Source organism: Candidatus Omnitrophota bacterium, from assembly GCA_041649175.1.
Classification (GTDB): Bacteria; Omnitrophota; Gorgyraeia; order Zapsychrales; family JBAZNR01; genus JBAZNR01.
Genome location: JBAZNR010000001.1, coordinates 100,565 through 121,399, shown reverse-complemented (window position 1 = coordinate 121,399; position 20,835 = coordinate 100,565). Strand labels below are relative to the sequence as shown.

General features: G+C 42.3%; 21 protein-coding genes. All 21 read left to right on the top strand.

Annotated elements, in window-relative coordinates:
• Positions 1-14: 14 nt before the first annotated feature.
• The 21 genes from WC676_00585 (at position 15) to galT (WC676_00485) (ending at position 20,820) form a co-directional block, all read left to right on the top strand.
• Positions 15-1,646 (top strand): tetratricopeptide repeat protein, encoded by a 1,632-nt coding sequence (locus tag WC676_00585; protein ID MFA5059110.1) that lies wholly within the window; start codon positions 15-17, stop codon positions 1,644-1,646.
• Between the two features lie 23 nt (positions 1,647-1,669).
• The gene (locus tag WC676_00580) at positions 1,670-1,828 is read left to right on the top strand and encodes a DUF5989 family protein (GenBank protein MFA5059109.1); all 159 of its coding nucleotides are present in this window, start codon (positions 1,670-1,672) and stop codon (positions 1,826-1,828) included.
• A gap of 86 nt (positions 1,829-1,914) precedes the next feature.
• A complete protein-coding gene (locus WC676_00575; protein MFA5059108.1) occupies positions 1,915-2,526 on the top strand; it encodes a thiamine pyrophosphate-dependent enzyme in 612 nt (203 codons plus the stop codon).
• A gap of 1 nt (position 2,527) precedes the next feature.
• Positions 2,528-3,064, top strand: a complete 537-nt coding sequence (locus tag WC676_00570; protein ID MFA5059107.1) for a hypothetical protein — start codon at positions 2,528-2,530, stop codon at positions 3,062-3,064.
• Between the two features lie 3 nt (positions 3,065-3,067).
• Entirely contained in the window at positions 3,068-4,012 is a 945-nt protein-coding gene (locus WC676_00565; GenBank protein MFA5059106.1) for a GDP-L-fucose synthase, read from the top strand.
• Entirely contained in the window at positions 4,009-4,941 is a 933-nt protein-coding gene (locus tag WC676_00560; GenBank protein MFA5059105.1) for an NAD(P)-dependent oxidoreductase, read from the top strand. The genes WC676_00565 and WC676_00560 overlap by 4 nt, the downstream gene beginning before the upstream one ends.
• Positions 4,942-4,953: 12 nt before the next feature.
• The gene (locus WC676_00555; GenBank protein ID MFA5059104.1) at positions 4,954-6,465 is read left to right on the top strand and encodes a radical SAM protein; all 1,512 of its coding nucleotides are present in this window, start codon (positions 4,954-4,956) and stop codon (positions 6,463-6,465) included.
• Positions 6,462-7,460 (top strand): kinase, encoded by a 999-nt coding sequence (locus WC676_00550; GenBank protein MFA5059103.1) that lies wholly within the window; start codon positions 6,462-6,464, stop codon positions 7,458-7,460. The genes WC676_00555 and WC676_00550 overlap by 4 nt, the downstream gene beginning before the upstream one ends.
• 11 nt (positions 7,461-7,471) lie before the next feature.
• The gene (locus WC676_00545; GenBank protein ID MFA5059102.1) at positions 7,472-8,197 is read left to right on the top strand and encodes a nucleotidyltransferase family protein; all 726 of its coding nucleotides are present in this window, start codon (positions 7,472-7,474) and stop codon (positions 8,195-8,197) included.
• Entirely contained in the window at positions 8,187-9,329 is a 1,143-nt protein-coding gene (locus WC676_00540; GenBank protein MFA5059101.1) for a DegT/DnrJ/EryC1/StrS family aminotransferase, read from the top strand. Before WC676_00545 ends, WC676_00540 begins: the two co-directional genes overlap by 11 nt.
• A 4-nt stretch (positions 9,330-9,333) precedes the next feature.
• The gene (locus WC676_00535) at positions 9,334-10,452 is read left to right on the top strand and encodes a glycosyltransferase family 1 protein (GenBank protein ID MFA5059100.1); all 1,119 of its coding nucleotides are present in this window, start codon (positions 9,334-9,336) and stop codon (positions 10,450-10,452) included.
• Positions 10,453-10,461: 9 nt separating this feature from the next.
• On the top strand, positions 10,462-11,304 hold the full coding sequence (locus WC676_00530; protein ID MFA5059099.1) for a glycosyltransferase: 843 nt from the start codon (positions 10,462-10,464) through the stop codon (positions 11,302-11,304).
• Positions 11,305-11,309: 5 nt separating this feature from the next.
• Complete coding sequence (gene waaF, locus WC676_00525; GenBank protein MFA5059098.1) at positions 11,310-12,404, top strand: lipopolysaccharide heptosyltransferase II; 1,095 nt, start codon at positions 11,310-11,312, stop codon at positions 12,402-12,404.
• Positions 12,401-13,513, top strand: a complete 1,113-nt coding sequence (locus tag WC676_00520) for a DegT/DnrJ/EryC1/StrS family aminotransferase (protein MFA5059097.1) — start codon at positions 12,401-12,403, stop codon at positions 13,511-13,513. Before waaF ends, WC676_00520 begins: the two co-directional genes overlap by 4 nt.
• 8 nt (positions 13,514-13,521) lie before the next feature.
• Positions 13,522-14,283, top strand: a complete 762-nt coding sequence (locus tag WC676_00515) for a glycosyltransferase family 2 protein (protein ID MFA5059096.1) — start codon at positions 13,522-13,524, stop codon at positions 14,281-14,283.
• A gap of 3 nt (positions 14,284-14,286) precedes the next feature.
• Positions 14,287-14,877 (top strand): HAD-IIIA family hydrolase, encoded by a 591-nt coding sequence (locus WC676_00510; protein ID MFA5059095.1) that lies wholly within the window; start codon positions 14,287-14,289, stop codon positions 14,875-14,877.
• A complete protein-coding gene (locus WC676_00505; protein MFA5059094.1) occupies positions 14,831-15,919 on the top strand; it encodes a glycosyltransferase in 1,089 nt (362 codons plus the stop codon). Before WC676_00510 ends, WC676_00505 begins: the two co-directional genes overlap by 47 nt.
• On the top strand, positions 15,916-17,769 hold the full coding sequence (gene priA, locus WC676_00500) for a primosomal protein N' (protein ID MFA5059093.1): 1,854 nt from the start codon (positions 15,916-15,918) through the stop codon (positions 17,767-17,769). The genes WC676_00505 and priA overlap by 4 nt, the downstream gene beginning before the upstream one ends.
• Positions 17,770-17,781: 12 nt before the next feature.
• Positions 17,782-18,714, top strand: coding sequence for a methionyl-tRNA formyltransferase (gene fmt, locus WC676_00495; protein ID MFA5059092.1), 933 nt, complete (start codon positions 17,782-17,784; stop codon positions 18,712-18,714).
• 63 nt (positions 18,715-18,777) lie between these two features.
• Complete coding sequence (gene galT, locus WC676_00490; GenBank protein MFA5059091.1) at positions 18,778-19,806, top strand: galactose-1-phosphate uridylyltransferase; 1,029 nt, start codon at positions 18,778-18,780, stop codon at positions 19,804-19,806.
• On the top strand, positions 19,807-20,820 hold the full coding sequence (gene galT, locus WC676_00485; GenBank protein MFA5059090.1) for a galactose-1-phosphate uridylyltransferase: 1,014 nt from the start codon (positions 19,807-19,809) through the stop codon (positions 20,818-20,820).
• Positions 20,821-20,835 lie beyond the last annotated feature (15 nt).

Here is a 20,835-nt window from a genome sequence, read left to right as displayed (position 1 = left end):
GTTAAAGCGCTTTTATGATCATGAAAACAACATTGATCCAGAAAATATCCCTCATTTTTTTAGGCCTAGCTTTATCCGTTATTCTTTTGGAGTCAGGATTGCGCTTAAGCGGCGCGGCATTCTTTTATCTGCAGGAGCGGTCAAATAAGATTTCTCTTCAAGGTGACAGCGAATATCGTATTTTATGCTTAGGAGAATCAACAACAGCCTTAGGCGGAGAATATGCCTATCCTTTTTTGCTTGAAGAAACTCTCAATGAAAGAAGCAGAAAAATTAAATTTAAAATTATCAATAAGGGACTTCCGGCTAAAGACTCGGGCGATATCGCCGCGCAGCTCGAAGCCAATTTGGCCAAGTACAAACCGCAGGCAGTCATTGTGATGATGGGGATCAATGATGACAAATATGACGGCCTTGCCGGCCAGGACAGAAAAGCACCAATTCGTTCTCTTGCGGGAGACCTGCGTGTTTATAAACTTGCCAAGCTTCTCGCATTGCACGTATCTCATAAAATTAGATTTGGATTTAAGACGAGGCCAAAGCAATATTCCGACATTCCGGAAGATGTTGTGCCAGTTAAAGAGATCGCGGTCATTCGTTTCCAAATAACGCAGATAACAAAGAACCATCAATTAATTCAAGAGATCAAAAAGGCTTATGAAAAACGCGGAAATTTGGCAGGTGTTGAGAAAGCGCAAGAACAAGAGCAGAAGCTTAATCTTGCCCTGGGAGATCTTTATTCAGAGTTAGGGCGCTGGCATCGGGAGCGTGAAGAATTCCTCCAGTCTGAAAGTGCTTATCAAAAAGCGATCGAGATCAGCCCGCAAGATGCGGTTGCCTATGCGGGCTTGGGCCGTTGTTATAAGGTTCAAAGAAAATTTGATCAAGCAATAACGGTCTTTGAAAAAGCGATCGCGCTTGATCCGGAATTATTTTGGGCTCGCCTTGAATTAGGCCGATGCAATAACGAAGTGGGAAATCATGAAAAGGCCATTGTGGTTTATCGCGATTTACTAAAAATAGATCCAAATAACTTTTGGGCGTACGGCGAAATGGGCCAATGGCTAAAGATTCAGGGGCAAAACGCCCAAGCTAAAGAAGCTTTCTTGAGGTCTCTTGAGATCAATCCGCAAAATCACTGGGTCTATCAACAGCTCGGTTCTCTTTACGAGGAGGAACAGCAATATGCGAAAGCAGAAAGCCTTTATTTAAAAGCGATCGCGCTGAATCCCAAAGATGTGCGTCTTTATGAATATTTGATTCGATGTTACGAAAGACAAGGAAAATCCGATTTAGCCAAAGAATATGCCGAAAAAAGCAAAGTGACATCTTCTCGGACGTATAATTCATTCACCGTCAAACATTATCTCGACATTGTCGACCGCATTTTACGCAGTAGGGTGAAACTGATCTGTATGCAGTATCCTTTGCGCGATATCCTGCCGTTGAAGGAAATGTTAGGTCAGAAACGTAATATAATCTTTGTTGAAAATAAAGAAGTATTTGAGAAAGCCTTAAAAACAGGGCGTTATGATGAGTATTTTGTGGATCAATTTGCCGGAGATTTTGGGCATTGTACGCGTAAGGGTAATCAGCTGATCGCTGATCGGTTGGCGGATGTTATTTTAGAAAAACTAGCCCAGTAGGAAATAAAAAAGGAGAGCTATTCATGTCGAAGTTGTCTATTCTGAAAGAATTATGGGAATTTTTAAGCGTGAGAAAGAAGTATTGGCTGATGCCGATCGTTGTAGTCCTTATTCTGCTAGGATCGCTAATGATCTTGGCCCAAAGTTCGGCCGTAGCTCCGTTTATCTACGCCTTATTTTAGGCCCTAAAATCCAAATATTATTATTTGAGTTTAGGATAAGTTTTCGCTATACTACACTATCGTTTCATTAAAACGTCTAAATTGCTATGGTTACCAAAGAAGAAATCATCAGCTTTGAGAAGGAAATAGCCGACATTTTTGCCACTGGCAGTATTCGGGCTCCTGTCCATTTACGTGCCGGGCGGGAAGACGAGCTCATCCGGATTTTTAAGGAAAATGCCATTGGCTCGGATGACTATGTCTTCGGCTTCTGGGATTCTCACGAACTGGCTCTTCTAAAAGGGGTTGGGCGCGAAGAGCTTAAGAAGGCTATTCAGGAAGGCAAAAGCATTTCTTTGTGTTTTCCGGGGCAGAAAATTCTCTGTTCAGGTATTGTCGGAAGCCTTTTAGGAACAGCGGTCGGCGTTGCATGGGCTTTAAAACGCCAAGGAAAAAAAGGAAAAGCCTACATTTTTTGCGGTGATATGTCAGCTGAAACGGGGATTTTTCACGAATCGGTGAAATACGCCGTCCACTTTGACCTGCCGGTTAAATTCATTGTTTGCGATAATGGGCTTAGCGTTATGACAAAAACCAGAGAAGTCTGGAATTGCGCTGAGCCGTGGTTTAAAGATACAAAATTTGAATCCAAGATCATCTATTTTAAATATCTAAACGGTTATCCGCATTCTGGGCTAGGAAAACTCATTAAATTTTAATATGAAATATTTTGACGAATTAAAACGCACGATGGAATGGTTGGCCCAGCAGCCTAAGTCTATTTTTGTCGGGCAAACTGTTGCCGGGCCAGGGACTTTTATGTTCCAAACGCTTCGCGATGTATCGCCCGAGCGGACTTTAGAAATGCCGATCAATGAAAGTTTTCAAATGCAATTTACGATCGGATTATCCCTAGCGGGGTATATTCCTATCTCGGTTTATCCGCGGCAAAATTTTCTGCTCATTGCGGTTTCAGATATGGTCAATATGCTGGATAAAATACCGGCGATCAGCGCTAATCAGTTGATTCCTAAAGTCTTAATTCGGGTGGCAACCGGACCCGATAGCCCCGTGCATCCCGGCCATCAGCACGTCGGAAACTACGCGGATGCCTTTAGAAAAATGTTTACCACCATTGATGTTGTTGAGCTCAATGAACCGGAAGATATTTTTCCGGCCTACAAACATGCCTTTGAGCGCAAAGATAATAAATCCACTCTTCTGATAGAACACGGAAACTTCTATAATCAAAAGTAGTTCATGCAAAAAAGTAGTAAAATCCTAGTTATCGGCCATCAAGACGTTATTGAAAACTCCTTAGGGTCGTATTTTGCCCGACAGGGATTTGATCATGTTTTTTTATCCGGGATGATCGGGTGGGATGTTTTAAATCAGGCAAACGTAAAAAAGTTCTTTGAAGAAAAAAGGCCGGAATATGTTTTCTTGGGCTCGGTGCGTTCCGGTGGAATTGCCGCTAATCAAAAATTTTCCGCCGAATTTATTTACGAAAATCTAGAAGCTCAGAACAATATCGTTCATGCGGCGTATACTTTTGGAGTTAAAAAGCTTTTGTTTTTGGCTGGCTCTTGCGTTTACCCTAAAGAAAGTTTACAGCCCATCAAAGAAAAATATTTGTTAACAGGACCCCTGGAAGAAACGAGTGAAGCCTATTCGGTGGCCAAGATCGCCGGAATAAAGCTTTGTCAAGCTTATCAGCGGCAATACAAATTTGACGCGATCGTTGCAATTCCAGCGACGATTTACGGCCCCGGAAGTGATGCCAATCAAGAAACAGCGCATGTTATTGGGGCGCTCATCGGGAAATTTACCGAAGCCAAATTGCGTAATGAAAAAAGCGTTGTAGTCTGGGGGACGGGAAAACCACAACGGGAATTTATTTACGCGGATGATTTTGTTGAAAGCTGTTTATTTTTAATGGAAAAATACAAAGATGAGGAGCCGATCAATATTGGTTGCGGGAGAGATGTTTCCATCAAAGAGCTAGCTTCGTTGATCGCGGATATATCCGGGTTTAAAGGGGAGATTATTTTTGACAAGACGAAGCCCGATGGAACGATGCGTAAATTGTTGGATAATCAAAAGATTGAAAAATTAGGCTGGAAACCAAAGGTCGATTTAAAAGAAGGCATCACAAAAACATACGATTGGTATTTAAAACAAAAAACAGCGGAGTTAAAAAAATGAAAATCTTGGTAACAGGCGCAGCGGGGTACATCGGCTCGGTTTTAACACCGGCCTTGCTCAAGGAAAATCATCAAGTCATTGCCTTGGATAATTTTATGTATAATCAACCGTCGCTTTTAGATTGTTGTCATAGCGACAATTTAACGATCATTCGCGGTGATACGCGCGATAAGAATTTAATGGAGAAATTGGTTAAGCAATCTGACGCTATTTTCCCCTTGGCCTGCTTGACAGGCGCGCCGTTATGCGCCAAAGACCCCGTTGGTGCGCAAACTATTTTAGCGGATGCCGTTAAAACGATCGTCGACATGACAAGTAAAAATCAAATCCTTATTTTTCCGACGACCAATAGCGGTTATGGCATCGGAGAAAAAGGAAAGTTTTGCACCGAGCAAACTCCGCTTCGTCCTGTTTCTTTATATGGAAAGCTTAAAGTTCAGGCAGAAGAAACGATCCTTAATTCCGGCCATGGAATTACATTGCGTTTAGCAACGGCCTTTGGCGTTAGTCCGCGCATGCGCTTGGATTTACTGGTGAATGATTTTGTTTATCGCGCGGTTTTTGACCGTTTTGTCGTTTTATTCGAAGCCCATTTTAAGCGTAACTATATTCATGTGCGCGATATCACTAAAGCCTTTATCCATTCACTTAACAATTTTGACAAGATGAAAAATGAGCCTTACAATGTTGGCTTAAGTGATGCGAATTTAAGTAAATTAGAACTTTGCGAAGAGATCAAGAAACATGTTAAGGAATTCTATTTTGTTGAATCTAAAATAGGCGAAGATCCCGATAAACGTGATTACATCGTCAGTAACGAAAAGATCGAAAAAACCGGTTTTAAACCGGATGTTTCGATCTCTAAAGGTATTCAAGAGCTTATTAAGGGTTATCAGGTCATCAAACGTAACCAATACGCCAATATATAAGGTTTTTAATTCATGAAGCAACTCGATATTCTTTTTATCCAGCCTAATGCCTCCGAGAAAATTTATCAGGGGCTTAGCAAATATTATTCCGCCATTGAGCCGCCTATTTGGGCGGGGATGTTAGCCAATCATTGCCTTAAAAAAGGGTTTAGCGCCGAGATTTTAGACTGTGAAGCCTTGCGCCTGGATGATTTTCACGCGGCGATGATGATCAAAGGTTTTAACCCCAAGGTTGCCTGTTTTGTTGTTTACGGGCAACAACCCAGCGCCAGTTCGCAAAATATGGATGGGGCTGTTTCTTTAGCGGAAGAGCTCAAGAAAAATTCTCCGGAAATCAAAATACTTTTTGTCGGCGGGCATGTCAGCGCTTTATCGCGCGAAGTCCTTGAAAAACATCCCTATATTGATATGGTTTGCCAGAATGAAGGCGTCTACACTATTTCCAATCTTCTTAAAACTAATTTGGAAGATAAGTTGGACCAAGTTCTTGGGCTAGGGTATCGTCAAGATGGGAAAATCGTTCTTAATAGCCCGTCGCCGATCGTGTCCAAGGAAGATCTGGCAACTGAATTGCCCGGCGTTGCCTGGGATAAATTATCTATGTCCAGATATCGCACGGCGCTTTGGCACTCGCTTCCTAATAGCGCCGACCGGGAACCTTTCGGGGCGATCTATACGAGCTTGGGTTGCCCGATGAAATGTTCTTTTTGCATGATCAACATCATCAATCGGCAGGAAAATGAATATTCCGATGGAAGCGCGGTTTTTAGGTATTGGGATCCGGAATTCATTGTTAAGGAATTTGATAAACTGCAAACACTTGGCATTCGAAATATTAAGATCGCTGACGAACTTTTTGTTTTAAACACGAATCATTTTATGCGTTTATGTGAACTGCTTATTGAGCGTGATTATCAGTTTAATATTTGGTGTTATTCGCGTATTGATACGGTCAAAGAACAGTATTTGGAAACTCTTAAAAAAGCCGGCATTAATTATCTGGCACTCGGCATTGAAAGCGGCAATACTAAGGTAAGAAAAGATGTCACTAAGGGGCGGTTCGAAGATGTTGATATCCGAGGTATTGTCAAAAAGATCCGCGATCACGGCATCAATGTTGCCGCGAATTATATTTTTGGACTTCCCGAGGATAATCTTGAAACCATGCAAGCGACACTTGACCTAGCCCTTGAGCTTAATACGGAAATGGCGAACTTTTACTCTGCCATGGCTTATCCGGGCAGCCCTTTATATGGAATTGCCAAGAAAGAAGGGTGGAAATTGCCTGATACATACGCGGGATTTTCCCAACATTCTTATGCGTGCCAGCCTTTGCCGACAAAATATTTAAGCGCCGAACAGGTTTTGGAATTTCGTGATAAAGCGTGGCATACTTACCATACCAACCCAAAATTTCTCGCTTTACTCAAAGACAAATTTGGACAAACAGCCGTCGACGAAACGTTAAAATCAACCAAAATAAAATTACGCCGTAAAATTCTTGAAGAAAGGGTTTGTGTATGATCATTAGCCGGACACCTTTTCGTGTTTCTTTTTTTGGCGGCGGCACCGATTATCCTGATTGGTTCAAGGAAAATAAAGGCGCTGTTTTAGCGACCACCATTGATAAATATTGTTATATTACATGCCGCCATTTACCGCCATTTTTTGAGCACAAATCCCGCATTATTTATTCTGTGATTGAACATATTCAGGAAACTGAAGATATTCGCCATCCGGCGGTTCGTGAAGTTTTAAAATTCTTAAAGATCAAAGAAGGGATCGAAATCCATCACGACGGTGATTTACCGGCGCGCACTGGACTCGGTTCCAGCTCATCGTTTACCGTTGGGCTTCTGAATGCCTTGTATGCTCTTAAAGGAACCATGCCGACCAAAGAGCGTTTAGCCAAAGAGGCGATCTATATCGAGCAGAAAAAATGCAAAGAAAATGTCGGATGCCAAGATCAAACATTAGCGGCTTATGGCGGATTTAACTATATTGAATTTGGCGGAAGCAGTCACTTGTCTGTCCGAAAGATCACTATTCCGCAAGAACGGCTGCAGTCTTTGCAAGATCATTTGATGATGTTTTTTACGGGATTTTCGCGGATGGCCTCCGAGATCGCCGAACATCAAATAAAAAATATCCCTAGTAAAAGAAAAGAGCTGGGGGCCATGCAAGAGATGGTCAAAGAGGCGTTTGATATTGTGGAGGGAAAAGATCTTTCGCGTTTCGGAAAACTTCTTCATGAAAGCTGGAAATTGAAGCGCAGCCTTTCCGATAAGATCACCACTCCTCAAATTGATGAATTATACAATACAGCTCGCCGGGCAGGGGCTTTGGGTGGAAAATTATTAGGCGCTGGCGGCGGCGGCTTCGTTCTTCTGTTCGCACAGCCTGAAAAACAAAAAAAGATCCGAGAAAAGCTAAAGAAATATTTAGAAATTCCTTTTCGCTTTGAAAGCTTAGGAAGTCAGATCATCTTCTATCAGCCCGATAGCGGCAAGGTTCGCTAAAAAACTTTCCTGTGAACAATTTATCAAAAATAGATTTTGTTATTCTTTGCGGTGGACTGGGAAAGCGCCTGCGCTCTGTGACAGGCGATGCGCCCAAGGTTCTTGCCGAGGTTAACGGAAAACCATTTTTAAATGTCCTGATCGACTATATTGCCGCGCAAGGCGGGAAGCGGTTTATTTTATGCACCGGATACGGCGCTGATGTCATTGAAGCGTATTTTAAAAAAACATTTCAACATTTAGATATTGTTTTTTCTCGAGAAGAAAGCCCCCTGGGGACAGGCGGTGCTATCAAAAAGGGAGCATCGCTTGTTCAAAGCGAACATTTTATCGCCATGAACGGGGATTGTTTTTGCACTTTAGAGTACAAGGATCTGGCCAAGTTTCATGAAAGCCATAAAGCTGTAGCAACGATTGCCGTTAATAAGGTTCTGGAAAGCGGTGATTTTGGGACCATTGAATTTGATCACAACAATCGGATCTTAGCTTTTAAGGAAAAAATAGCCTCCGGTAAATCCGCTTACGTAAACACCGGGACGTATTGTTTGAACAAGAACATCTTCTCTTCTGTGAAAACAAGCGAACAATTTTCCATTGAATATGATTTTTTCCCGAAGCTGATCGGTGAAGAATTTTTCGCCTATATGGCCAAAGGGGAATTTATCGATATTGGGACCCCCGAACGTTATAACCAAGTACAACAATTCCTAAGAAAAGCAGGTATCCATGGCGCATAAAACAAATTATCGAGTTCCTTTCGGAACTGTTTCGGTCACCAGTGATGCACGTAAACTTATCGACAAAGCTTTAAAAACAAAGTGGGTGACGCAAGGGCAATACGTTCGCTCTTTTGAAGAAAAATTCGCGAAACTTTTCGGCGTCAAAGAAGCCGTTGCGGTCAGTAGTGGAACCGACGCCGATACTTTAGCTTTGGCGACACTTTATGATTTTGGAGCCAAACGAGGAGATGAGGTCATTATTCCGGCGCTATCTTTTATAGCCACCGGCAATGCTGTTTTAAACGCGGGATTTAATCCGGTTTTTGTGGATGTTGAGCGAAAAACACTTAATATTAATCCCGAAAAAATCGAAGCCGCGATCACGCCCAAGACAAGAGCTATTATGCCGGTTCATTTGATGGGAAAACCCGCTGACATGGGCAAGATCATGGCGCTCGCTAAGAAATATAAACTTTTCGTTATCGAAGATGCCGCGGAGGCTCATGGAGCCGAGTATCGCGGCCAATTGATAGGCTCAATTGGGGATATGGCGGCGTTTAGCCTTTATGCGGCGCACATTGTTACGACCATTGAAGGCGGGATCATCACAACCAATGACAGCCGTTTGGCGGGAATTTTAAGGTCACTGCGCAATCACGGCATGGAACATAAATTTGTTTTTAAGCGCGTGGGATTTTCTTCGAAAATGAATGAGATCGAAGCGGCTGTTGGGCTGGGCAATATAAAGATATTTTCGAAGATCCTCGCTAAGCGCCGTCGGAATATGAAATTTCTTATCGAGAATTTCAAGCAATTTGACCGTTATCTTTTTTCTATTCAAGAAGAGCCCTATGAGAAGCTTGGGCCGCATGCTTTTCCGGTGACTTTAACGGAAGAAGCGCCATTTACCAGAGATGAAATTGTCGCGTATATTGATAAAGCCGGAATTGATTCCCGCAATCTTTTTTATTCCATGCCGACCCAATGTCCGGGGTATAAATTCTTAGGCTATAAATTGGGTGATTTTCCTCAGGCTGAATATTTCGGCAATTATGGTTTTCATATCGGTGTTCACCAAGATTTAGGCATTGAAAATCTTAAATATGTCATCGAAGTAATTAAAAAATTCCTAAAATCAAAAGGAAAATAGCCGTATGCGCGTGGCGATCAACTGCCGCTCCTTTTTAAATAAGAAATATACCGGCATCGGCCGCTATGCGCACAATCTGGTGAATACTTTAAGCCAGATCGATCCTCAAAACGAATATCTGCTTTACGTTCAAAAGAAACTCTTCGACACAAAAAGAAAGACCCCCGTTTTTACCCAAAAGAATTTCTCTGTTAAGATCGACCGGTTCAATCGTGGCCTTCAAGAGACTTTAGGCGCCATTGATATTTATCATTCACCCAGCCCCGACAGTCTTCCGATCGAGAAAGCCAAAATTGTTGTTACCGTCCATGATCTTATTTATAAGGCCTTTCCACAAAGTCATACGCAGAGCACCATTGAAATAACAGATCGCCATATTCACGAAGCTGTTTTAAAGGCCTCAAAGATCATCTGTTGCTCGCAAAGCACCATGGATGATCTAGAGCGTTATTTTTCTGTTGATAAAAGTAAGATTTGCATGGTCCATCAAGGTGTTGATAAGAATATTTTTTACCCTCTTGATAGCGAACAAAGGCAAAAAGCAAAAAAGGTGATCGAAGAAAAGGGGATCAGCGATCCGTTCATATTTTTTGTCGGGACCATTGAACCTAGAAAAAATCTTAACAATCTTATTCGCGCTTTTTTCTTTCTTAAGGAAAAGAAACAATTTAACGGAAAGCTGGTGATTGCCGGAATGTCAGGCTGGATGAATGAAAGTATTTATTATTTCGTTGATCATCTGAAACTAAAAAATGATGTAGTCTTTTTGGGCTATTTGACCGACGAAGAACTTAGATATCTTTATAATTTAGCGGAAGTATTTGTTTTTCCATCTCTCTATGAAGGTTTTGGATTTCCTATTGTGGAAGCGTTTAGTTGCGGCGCGGCGGTTATTACGTCTAATGTGTCTTCTTGCCCGGAAATTGCTGGCGGTGCTGCTTTAACCGTAGATCCTATGGATCCTCGGGCCATCGCGGATGCGATGGCCCAGACTATCGGTGATCAACGCTTAAAAGAAAACCTTCAGCAAAAAGCAAGGGTGCGGGCAAAAGATTTTTCTTTTTTGAAAACAGCCGAAGAGACATTAAAAGTTTATGGTGAAGTTTATCATTCGAAAGGTTAGCGTAATTTAATGAAAGTCAGTGGCTTTACCATTGTCCGCAATGCCGTCAAATTCAATTATCCAGCCCTTGAATCGATCAAATCGATTTTACCGATCTGTGATGAATTTATTGTTAATGTTGGAGAAGGGGAAGATGAGACGCTAAGCATGATCAGATCGCTGCGTGATCCCAAAATAAAGATCATCCAGCGCAAATGGGATTTTTCTCAAGGTAAGTCTGTTTTATCCGCAGAAACGAATTTAGCTTTGAAAGAATGTAAAGGAGATTGGGCTTTTTATCTGCAAGCAGATGAAGTGATCCATGAAAAAGATCTAGGGCCCTTAAGAAAATACATGCAGAAATATCAGCATAGCGAGAAAGTTGATGCGCTACGCTTTGCCTGGATGCATTTTTATGGAAGCTATTATCGCTATCGCATTGATAGCGGATGGTTCCAAAAACAAGATAGGATCATTAAAAATAATCGTCAGATGGAATCCTACGATGATGCCTATGGATTTCGGCGCAAAGACCTCGCACCTATGCGAAGGATCAACACAGGGAAATTACTATATCATTACGGCTGGGTCCATCCGCAGGAAGTCATGAGTCAGCGCCGGAAAAATGCCGAACAGATCGGCTTTGCCTCATTGACAGATCAAGAGCGCCAAGCGAGCTACTCGTACGGCGATTTAAATCGCTTTCCGGTTTACTTTGGATCACATCCGTGTGTTATGAACAAAAGAGTTTCAAGCCATGAGCTAAGTCGTAAAGACCTTGACAGTATTCGAGGAAAATATTGGTGGCATCCGTTTCGCATCCTTAAGGTCCGGGCGAAAACATTTCGCCGTGTGAAAGAAAAGATCATATAAAATCCATGATGGCAACTGCGCAAAACAATCCTTCAAAAAATAAAATCCTTATCATTAATATTTTTGGCATCGGCGATATTTTATTCACTACGCCACTACTAAAAAATATTAAGAGCCACGATCCTGATTCTTTTGTCGGTTATGTGTGCAATAAAAGGACGGCACCTCTATTAAGCGAGAATACTAGAATTGATAAATTATTTATTTATGAGCGGGATGAATTTCAGGCTGTGTATCGCCGATCAAAAATAGCTTTTTTGAAGAAAATGATCTCATTTTTGCGCGAGATCAAAAAAGAGAATTTTGATCTAGCCATCAACTTGTCGTTTAATAACTCGACCTCTTTTTTATTGTGGGCCGCCGGAATCAAAAAACGGGTTGGTTTTAACTATCGTAACCGAAGCTGGTTTTTAACAAGGAAAATTTTTTTAAGAAATGGATATGAAGGCCGCCACGTCGCTGAATATTATTTAGATCTGCTTAAAGAGCTTGGAATTCCAACGCCGTATAAGGAATTCGAGCTTGTTTTGTCGGATTCGGATAAAATATGGGCGGAGGAGTTTCTTAGCAAAGCTAACATAAGCCCTAAAAAACCTTTGATCGTGATTATCCCGGGTGGTGGGGCCAGCTGGGGCAAGGATGCTTCTTTTAAACGCTGGACATCAGAAAACTTCGCTATTTTAGCCGACAAAATGATTGAAAAATTTTCTGCGGCCGTTATACTGTTGGGTGACTTAAAAGAAAAAAGTTTGTGCGATCATATCGCGCAAACCATGAAAAATGCCCCAGCCGCAATTTGCAATGAAATAACCATAACTCAATGCGCGGCTCTTTTGGCGCGAAGCTCCTTAGTTGTTGCCAACGACGGCGGACCTTTACATGTGGCCGTTGCCGTCAGGGCTAAAACAGTTTCTATTTTTGGACCTGTAGATGAAAAAGTTTATGGGCCGTATCCGGCGCAAGGCCATGAGATCGTAACAAAGGATTTAGTTTGTCGGCCATGTTACCGGCAGTTTAGAATGGCACGCTGCGAACATCACAGCTGCTTAAATCTTATTACCGTTGATGAAGTTTTAAGAAAGGTGGAGAGCATTTTATGAAGGTTCCGTTTCTTGATTTTAGCGAGCAATATGAAGAAATTAAAAACGAGATCGACGTTGGATTTAAAACAGTTTTCAAGCACGGAGATTTTGTTCTAGGCAAAGAAGAAGAAGAGTTTGAGGTAGAATTCTCTAAGTTTTGTGAATCTAAATATGGCGTTGGTGTTAACTCCGGCACGGATGCCTTATATTTAGCCGTAGATTCTCTCGATATCGGTGTAGGCGACGAAGTTATTATTCCGACGTTCACATTTATCGCCACAGCCCTGTGCATTTCTTACACCGGTGCCACACCTGTTTTTGTCGACATTGAAAAAGACACTTACAATCTTGACCCTAAAAAGATCGAAAAAGCCATCACTAAGAAAACAAAAGCCATTATCCCGGTCCATATTTATGGACAAGCCGCCAATATGGATGAGATCAATCAGATTGCCAAAAAACACAACCTTAAAGTGATCGAAGACGCGGCACAGGCACACGGCGCGGCGTATAACGGCAAAAGAATAGGCTCTCTGGGGGATATCGCTTGTTTTAGTTTTTATCCGACCAAAGGCTTAGGGGCTTTTGGCGATGGAGGGATGATCGTCACCGCCAATAAAGACCTTTATGAAAAATGCCTGATGTTGCGCGATTACGGACGGGTCGGGCGATACAATCACAAAATTAAAGGTTATAACTCCCGACTTGATACGCTTCAAGCGGTTGTTTTAAGCGCCAAATTGAAGCGCTTGGATAAATGGAATAAAATGCGCGCCCAGCACGCTGAATATTACGGCAAACTTCTTAAAGATGTTGATGGCATTGTGACTCCAATTACCAAAGAGGGGCGTACGCATGTCTATCAAACATTCGCTATCCGCATCAAGGAAAACCGTAACCAAATTCATGATGAGCTGCGCAAAAAAGGAATTGGCGTCCTTATCCATTATCCGATCCCGTTACATTTACAGGAAGCCTATCAAGAGTTGAAACATAAAAAAGGTGATTTTCCCGTATCCGAACAAGTGGCGGATGAAATTTTATCGTTACCGATGTTCCCACATATGAAAAAAGAACAGATCGAAGCGGTTGCAAGCTCCATCAAAGAACTTGTGAAAGCAAAATAATTTTACCTATGAGTAAACTCGCGCTATCCGTTGTCGTTATCACGAAAAACGAAGAAAATAATATCAAAGACTGCCTAGGAAGTGTTTATGGCTGGGCGGATGAGATCATTGTTGTCGACGATGAAAGTAAGGACCGCACGGTTGAATTAGCCAAGTCTTATGCCGGAAAAATCTTTCATCGTAAAATGGATAATGAAGGCTCGCATCGTAATTGGGCGTATCTCCAAGCAAAAAACGAATGGGTTTTAAGCCTAGATGCCGACGAAATTGCCAGCAGCGAGCTAAAGAGTGAGATTTCGGCTATTTTACCGGCAACAACGTTTCACGCGTTTTCCATTCCTCTACGTAATTACATCGGAAATTATTGGGTGAAGCATGGCGGCTGGTATCCGGCGGGAAAATTGCGGCTTTTTATGAAAAGCCGGTTCAAGTATGAAGAAGTTGGTGTCCATCCGAAAGTTTTCCTGGACGGACAGACAGGCCATTTGACCAAAGATATTATTCATAAAGGTTATCCTGATTTTGAACATTTTCTGGCAAGTTTAAACCGGCAAACAACTTTGGAAGCGAAGAAATGGATTGAAACAGGGCGCGAAATGTCTTTAGGAAAAGCCGTTTGGCGCACCATCGACCGTTTTCCCAGAAGTTTCTTTGGTAAAAAAGGATACAAGGACGGCTTTATTGGTTTTATGATCGCGTTTTTTGCTTCCCTTTATCAAATTATGAGCTACGCGAAATATTGGGAAATCAAAAAGGGAATTAAACAATAGGCGATGAAAATCATTTTTTTAGATAGAGATGGCGTTATTAATAAATTTCCCGGGCTTGGAAAATATGTGACGAAGGTGAAGGATTTCCATTTTATTCCAGGGGCTTTAAAGGCTATCAAAGATTTAACTGATGCCGGATATATGATCTTTATTGTTTCTAATCAAGCCGGCGTTGCCCGTGGCGTCTATACAAAGGCTAAGCTTGATCAGATCACCGCACATATGCTTAAAGAAATTAAGAAAACAGGCGGCCGAATTAAAAAGATATTTTATTGTACGCATACCTCCGAACAAAATTGCGATTGCCGTAAGCCCAAGATCGGCTCCATTAAACGTGCATTTGGAATGATCAACAAGGATATCCGCAGTGCCGACAAAAGTTTCTTTGTCGGGGATGCTCACTTTGATATGCAAGCCGGGCGCAACGCGGGATTAAAAACGATCCTTGTTTTATCGGGTATTGACCACCGACGAGAAATGAAAAAACTAGGCGTCAAGCCCGATTACACGGTTAAAAACCTTTTGGAAGCAACCAGGATTATTCTCAATGAAAATACTTGCCATTCATGCTGCTGCGGGAGCAGGGCACACTAAAGCTGCTGAAGCTGTCGCCAATCTTCTTAAAGCCTCACCCGGTGGTCCGCAAGTTGTTTTTGCCGATGCCTTGGATTATACCAGCCAATTTTATAAGAACTCTTATCAGAAAACATACACTATTCTTGTTACCAAATTTCCTTGGGCCTGGGGATTTGTTTTTTGGTTAACGGACCTGCCGTGCATGCAATCCTTTGTAAGAGCGTCACGACGGATCTTTAATGAGATCAATGCCAAGAAGTTGAACCGCTTTCTCATTGCGGAGCAATTTGATTACATCGTATCAACTCATTTTTTCCCTCATGAAGTTGCAAGCTCTTTAAAAAAACAAGGCTTGATCAAATCAAAGATCATCTGCGTGGTGACGGATTTTGACGCGCACAGAATTTGGTTAGCTGATGGAGTTGACAAGTACGCGGTAGCCTGCGAATATACTCAAAACAAACTTTTGGAATTAGGCGTTGAGCGAGAAAAGATCTTTGTGACGGGGATCCCGACGGATGATAAATTCTCAAATCATCCTGACCGCGAGGCACTTAAAGATAAACTACAGATCAAAAAAGGTGTTTTTACCGTTTTATTAGCGACGGGCTCTTTTGGGATGGGCCCCTTAGAAGAGATCGCGCAAGCGCTTTGTGATTACCAGGTGCTTGTGGTATGCGGGCGAAATCAGGAATTATTTGAACGCTTGAGCAAAAAAAATCTTCCGGGCGTTAAAGTATTCGGCCTGGTCAATAATATGAATGAATTAATGGCAGTTGCCGATGTTATGGTGACAAAGCCCGGCGGCTTATCCATTTGCGAGGCGTTAGTTAGCAAACTTCCTCTTATTTTAATTTGCCCTATTCCGGGGCAGGAAATGAACAATGTTTTGGTCTTGCGCAGTTATGGGATCGGCAGCAGCAGTACTCAGCTAAAGGATGTTATCGCCGAATTAAAAAAACTCAGCTCTAATCCGGAATATCTTCTCTCTGCGAAAGGGCGAACCAAAAGTCTGGCGCGTCCCTTTGCGACCAGCGATATTATTAAACTCATCATATGAAGTATGCGGTAGCCCAGGTTACAGTCGGCCTTCCGGTGGAAGGCCCGTTTGACTATTCAATTCCCGAATCTCTTTCTCAGGGAATTTCCGTCGGAAAACGTGTTGTCGTTTCTTTCGGAAAGACAAAGCGGGTTGGATTCATTGTCGGATTATCCCAAAAAAGTAAATTTAAATTCTTAAAGCCAATCCTTTCTCTGCTGGATGTAACCCCACTTCTGGGCCCTTCGCACCTTCTTTTGGCAAAACAGATGGCCGAATATTATTTTTGTTCTTGGGGCGAAGCGATCGAATTAAGCCTTCCGGTTGCTTTGCGAAAACCTAAACCGACGGAAATGATCGGCGGTGAAAATCCTCCGGTTGTTTCAAAAGAAAAAGAAATTATTCTTTTGCGCGGCCAGGATCAAAACAAAACCTGGGCCTTTGTCTTGGAAAATATTCAAAAAACATTACTTAATAAAAAAGGCATTATTCTTCTCGTTCCAGAAAATTGGCTTTTAGATGATGCGGTGAGGGTATTAAAAGAGAATTTGACCGAAGAAATCGTTGTTTTAGACCGCGCTTCAACGCCCAAAGCAGAGCTGGAAAAGTGGACCAAGATCAAAGAAGGAAAAGTTAAAGTTGCCGTTGGTGTGCGTTCCACCATTTTTGCTCCTGTTGTCAATTTAGGGCTTATTGTCATTATGGATGAAAATAATGCGGCCTATAAGCAGGATCAATCGCCGTTTTATCATGTAAGCCAAATCGCTTTTATGCGCTCAGATATTGAGAACGCGGATATTCTTTTCGTAAGCCGGGTCCCATCGGTAGAAATGCTTTATCAAGCATCAAAAGAGAAGATAAGATTTGTCGATCTTTCCGCTCAGAATTTACCTTTGACGCCGGTACAAGTTGTTGATATGTCGGCGTTTAATCCGCGAAAAACTTCTCTGATCTCTTTTCCTCTGCGAGCGGCTATTGAGAAAATCTTAAGCAAAAAAGGCAAGACCGTTCTTTTTATGAATCGCAAAGGTTTTAGCACGCTTATCCGTTGCACCAAGTGTGGATATACCATGAAATGCCGAAGGTGCGATACGCATTTAACTTATCTTTTCGAAGAAAAGAAAATGATTTGCCGTTATTGCCAGTTTACAGCCGCCGCGCCGACCATTTGTCCGAGCTGTAATACTTCTTATTTGCGTTATAGCGGGATGGGAATTGAGAAGTTGGAAAGCGAGATCGCCCGTCTTTTTCCGGGCTCTAAGGTGGCGCATTTTGACAAGGAATCAGCGATATTTCCACAAGATTTTGATATTCTTATCGCGACTCAAGCGGTTTTAAAAATGCATGACGCATTATCGGTTGATTTGATCGGCATTATGCAGCTTGATGCGGAATTAAACCGTGCGGATTTTCGCTCTGGCCAAAAAACATTTGCCTTGCTGATGGATTTTCGGCACATGGCAAAAGAAAAGCTGATCGTTCAAACGCATGTTCCGGATAACTATTGCCTACAGGCGGCTTTAAAGTCAGATTTTGATAAATTTTACAAAGAAGAGATCAAATTTCGTAAGGAACTGAAGTTTCCGCCGCTATTTTGTTTTGTTTCCGTTGGGTTGCGCGCGGTTAAAGAAGAAATAGCCCGTGAACAGATCCAAATTTTCCATGAGTTGTTGAATGAACACAATAAAGGAAAACAAGTTGAGATCTTGGATCCGCAACCGGATTTTATTCCGAGGTTGCGCGGCAAATACCGGTTTACGATCCTTTTGAAATCAAAATCCCATAAAAAAATGCGGCTTGTGCTTCAAAAAGCGTTAAAATCATTTAAACGAAAAAAAGATGTTAATATCAGTATTAATGTAGATTCATAAAGGTGATGATTGATGCGAATTATTTTTTTTGGAAGCGATGATTTTGCGGTTGCTCACTTAAAAGAGCTTGTCGAACGCGGATATGAAGTTGCTGCCTGCATTGCTCAGCCCGATAAACCAAAGGGCAGAGGACTTCAGGTGGCGGCGCCGGCAACGAAAGAATGCGCTTTAAAATATCATATTCCGGTTCTCCAGCCTGTCGATTTAAAGGAAATTCATTTTCAAAAGAAATTAAAAGATCTTGAAGCTGACTTATTTGTTGTCGTCGCTTATGGAAAGATCTTGCCTAGAGAAATTCTTGTCCTGCCAAAATTATTCTGCGTTAATGTTCACGGGTCACTTCTTCCTAAATACCGCGGAGCGGCTCCTATCAATTGGGCGATCGTTAACGGAGATGAGATAACGGGTATTTCCATTATAAAAATGAATGAAATAATGGACGGCGGTGACATTATTGCGCAAAAAGAACTTCCTATCGACTCAAAAGACACATCCATAACGCTTCGAGCTAAAATGGTCTCTCTCGGTTCTAAACTTCTGTGTGAAATAATAGAAAAGATCAGGGATAATGCTCATCAATGTGTTGCCCAAAATGAAAAATTAGTGACATTAGCGCCAAAATTAACTAAAGAACATGGGATGATTGATTGGAATAAGGATGCCGCGGCTATTCATCGTTTGGTTCGCGGGCTTTTGCCTTGGCCGGCGGCATTTACGCATTGTAGCGGGAAAGTCCTCAAGATTTTGGAGGCGGATTGCGGGGAGGGAAGTTTTTCAAAAGCTGACTGCGGGAAAATTATCTCAATCGCAAAGGAAAACTTTGCGGTGGCGACAGGAAAAGGGGTTTTGTTAGTCCGCCAAGTTCATCTTGAATCCGCAAAACCGATGAGTACGCAAAGCTTTTTGATGGGGTCGCGGATCAAAGAGGGCTTCAAACTTGGATAAATTGATTTGCACCACCCTCCCTTTGTGATATAATCCATCACATTATTCATTTCATCTAAATTTATGCCAGAACTACGCAAAGACCCTATAATCGGACGATGGATCATTGTTTCCACGGAACGAGCCCGTCGGCCGGGAACCTTCATCGATTCTAATCATAAAACCATCGATGAAGGTGAATGCCCATTTTGCGAACATAAAGAGTCAAAAACTCCCCCCGAGATTTACGCGGTCAGAAGCCATTTTGCGCCCAACAGTCCTCACTGGAAAGTCCGTGTTGTCCCTAACATAGCTCCGGCTTTAAAGATCGAAGGCAATCTTCAGCGCCGCGGCCATGGGCTTTATGATGTGATGGATAATGTCGGGGCACATGAGGTTATCATTGAAACCCCCGAACACATTGCCAATATGGCTGATCTAGATGCCGCGCAGATCAAGCTTGTTTTTGAAACATATGTTGTGCGCATCAACGATCTGGAAAAGGATCCGCGTTTTAAATATGTCCTGCCGTTTAAAAATTACGGATGGTCAGCCGGCGGAGGAAATATCCGCCACACGCGTTCTCAGATCATCGCCACTCCCGTTAATCCGATGCGCGTTAAAGAAGAATTGGTCGGAGCTCGACGGTATTTCTCTTACCACGAACGATGCGTTTATTGCGATCTCATTAAGCAGGAACTTGAGTCTAAAGCCAGAGTGGTTTTAGAATCCGACCATTTTTTGGCTATTTCGCCTTTTGCCGCCAGATTTCCGTTCGAGCTATGGATCTTACCCAAGAAACATAGTTGTGATTTTTCCAAAGGGATCATTGGATTTGAATATGATTTAGCCGAAATGATGAAAAAAGTCTTACAGAAATTAAAAATAGGATTAAATGACCCGGCCTACAATTACGTGATCCATTCAGCACCGTTTCGACGAGGAAAATCAAAAAGCACCGAGTGGAACACCATTGAAGGAGATTATCATTGGCACATTGAAGTGATGCCTCGCTTAACGCATGTAGCCGGATTTGAAAAAGGTACCGGATTTTATATTTGTTCAATTCCGCCGGAAAAGACGGCGGAATTCCTAAGAAGGGTAGAGATCTAAATGGCGGAATTACGCAAAGATCCCATTGTCGGCCGCTGGGTGGTTGTTAACACAAAAGATTCTTGGGGCCCGCAAGACTTCGACAAAGAAGAACATCACTATAAGCAGGAAGCGATCTGTCAATTTTGCTATGGCCGGGAACATCAAACTCCGTCGGAAATCGAAGCCGTTCGTCCGCACAATACAAAAGCGGATACGCAAGGCTGGATGGTTCGGGTGATCCCTAATAAATTTCCGGTTTTAAGGATCGAAGGGGAATTGAAACGTTCTGGTCTTGGGATCTTTGATACGATGAACGGCATCGGGGCTCATGAGATCATCATTGAAACACCGAATCATCGTAAAAGCTTGGCGGATCTTACCAATGAAGAGATTTTATCGGTTGTTAAGAAATATCAAAGCCGGTCTAAAAGCTTAGCCGAAGATAAACGTTTTAAATATATCCTTATTTTCAAGAATTTTGGCGATTCTGCCGGTGCTTCCTTGGAGCATGGGCATACACAACTCATCGCTCTTCCGATGGTCCCCAAATATGTTCTTGAAGAATTGGAAGGTTCGAAGTATTATTATGAATATCGCGGGAGGTGCATTTTCTGCGATATGATCAATCAGGAGTATCAGGATAAAGAAAGGATCGTTGCCGAGAATAAGGATTTTATTTGTTTCTGCCCCTACGTTCCGCGATATCCCTTTGAAACCTGGATCATCCCCAAGAAACACAGCGCACCGTTTAACAGCATTACCGAAGAGGAGCAGTATCATCTGTCTTGCAGTTTAGGCGAGGTGCTGCGCCGGATGAAGGTAGCGTTAAATAATCCGTCGTATAATTTCTTTTTGCATACGGCACCGGTCGGTTATGAAAATAACGAAAGTTATCATTGGCATATTGAAATTATTCCGAAATTAACACGCGTGGCCGGATTTGAATGGGGAACGGGATTTTATCTGGTACCGACATCGCCTGATTTGGCGGCAAAATATTTACGGGAAGTTAATTTAGAAACCAAAAGTTAAAGTAAAGAAGGAGGA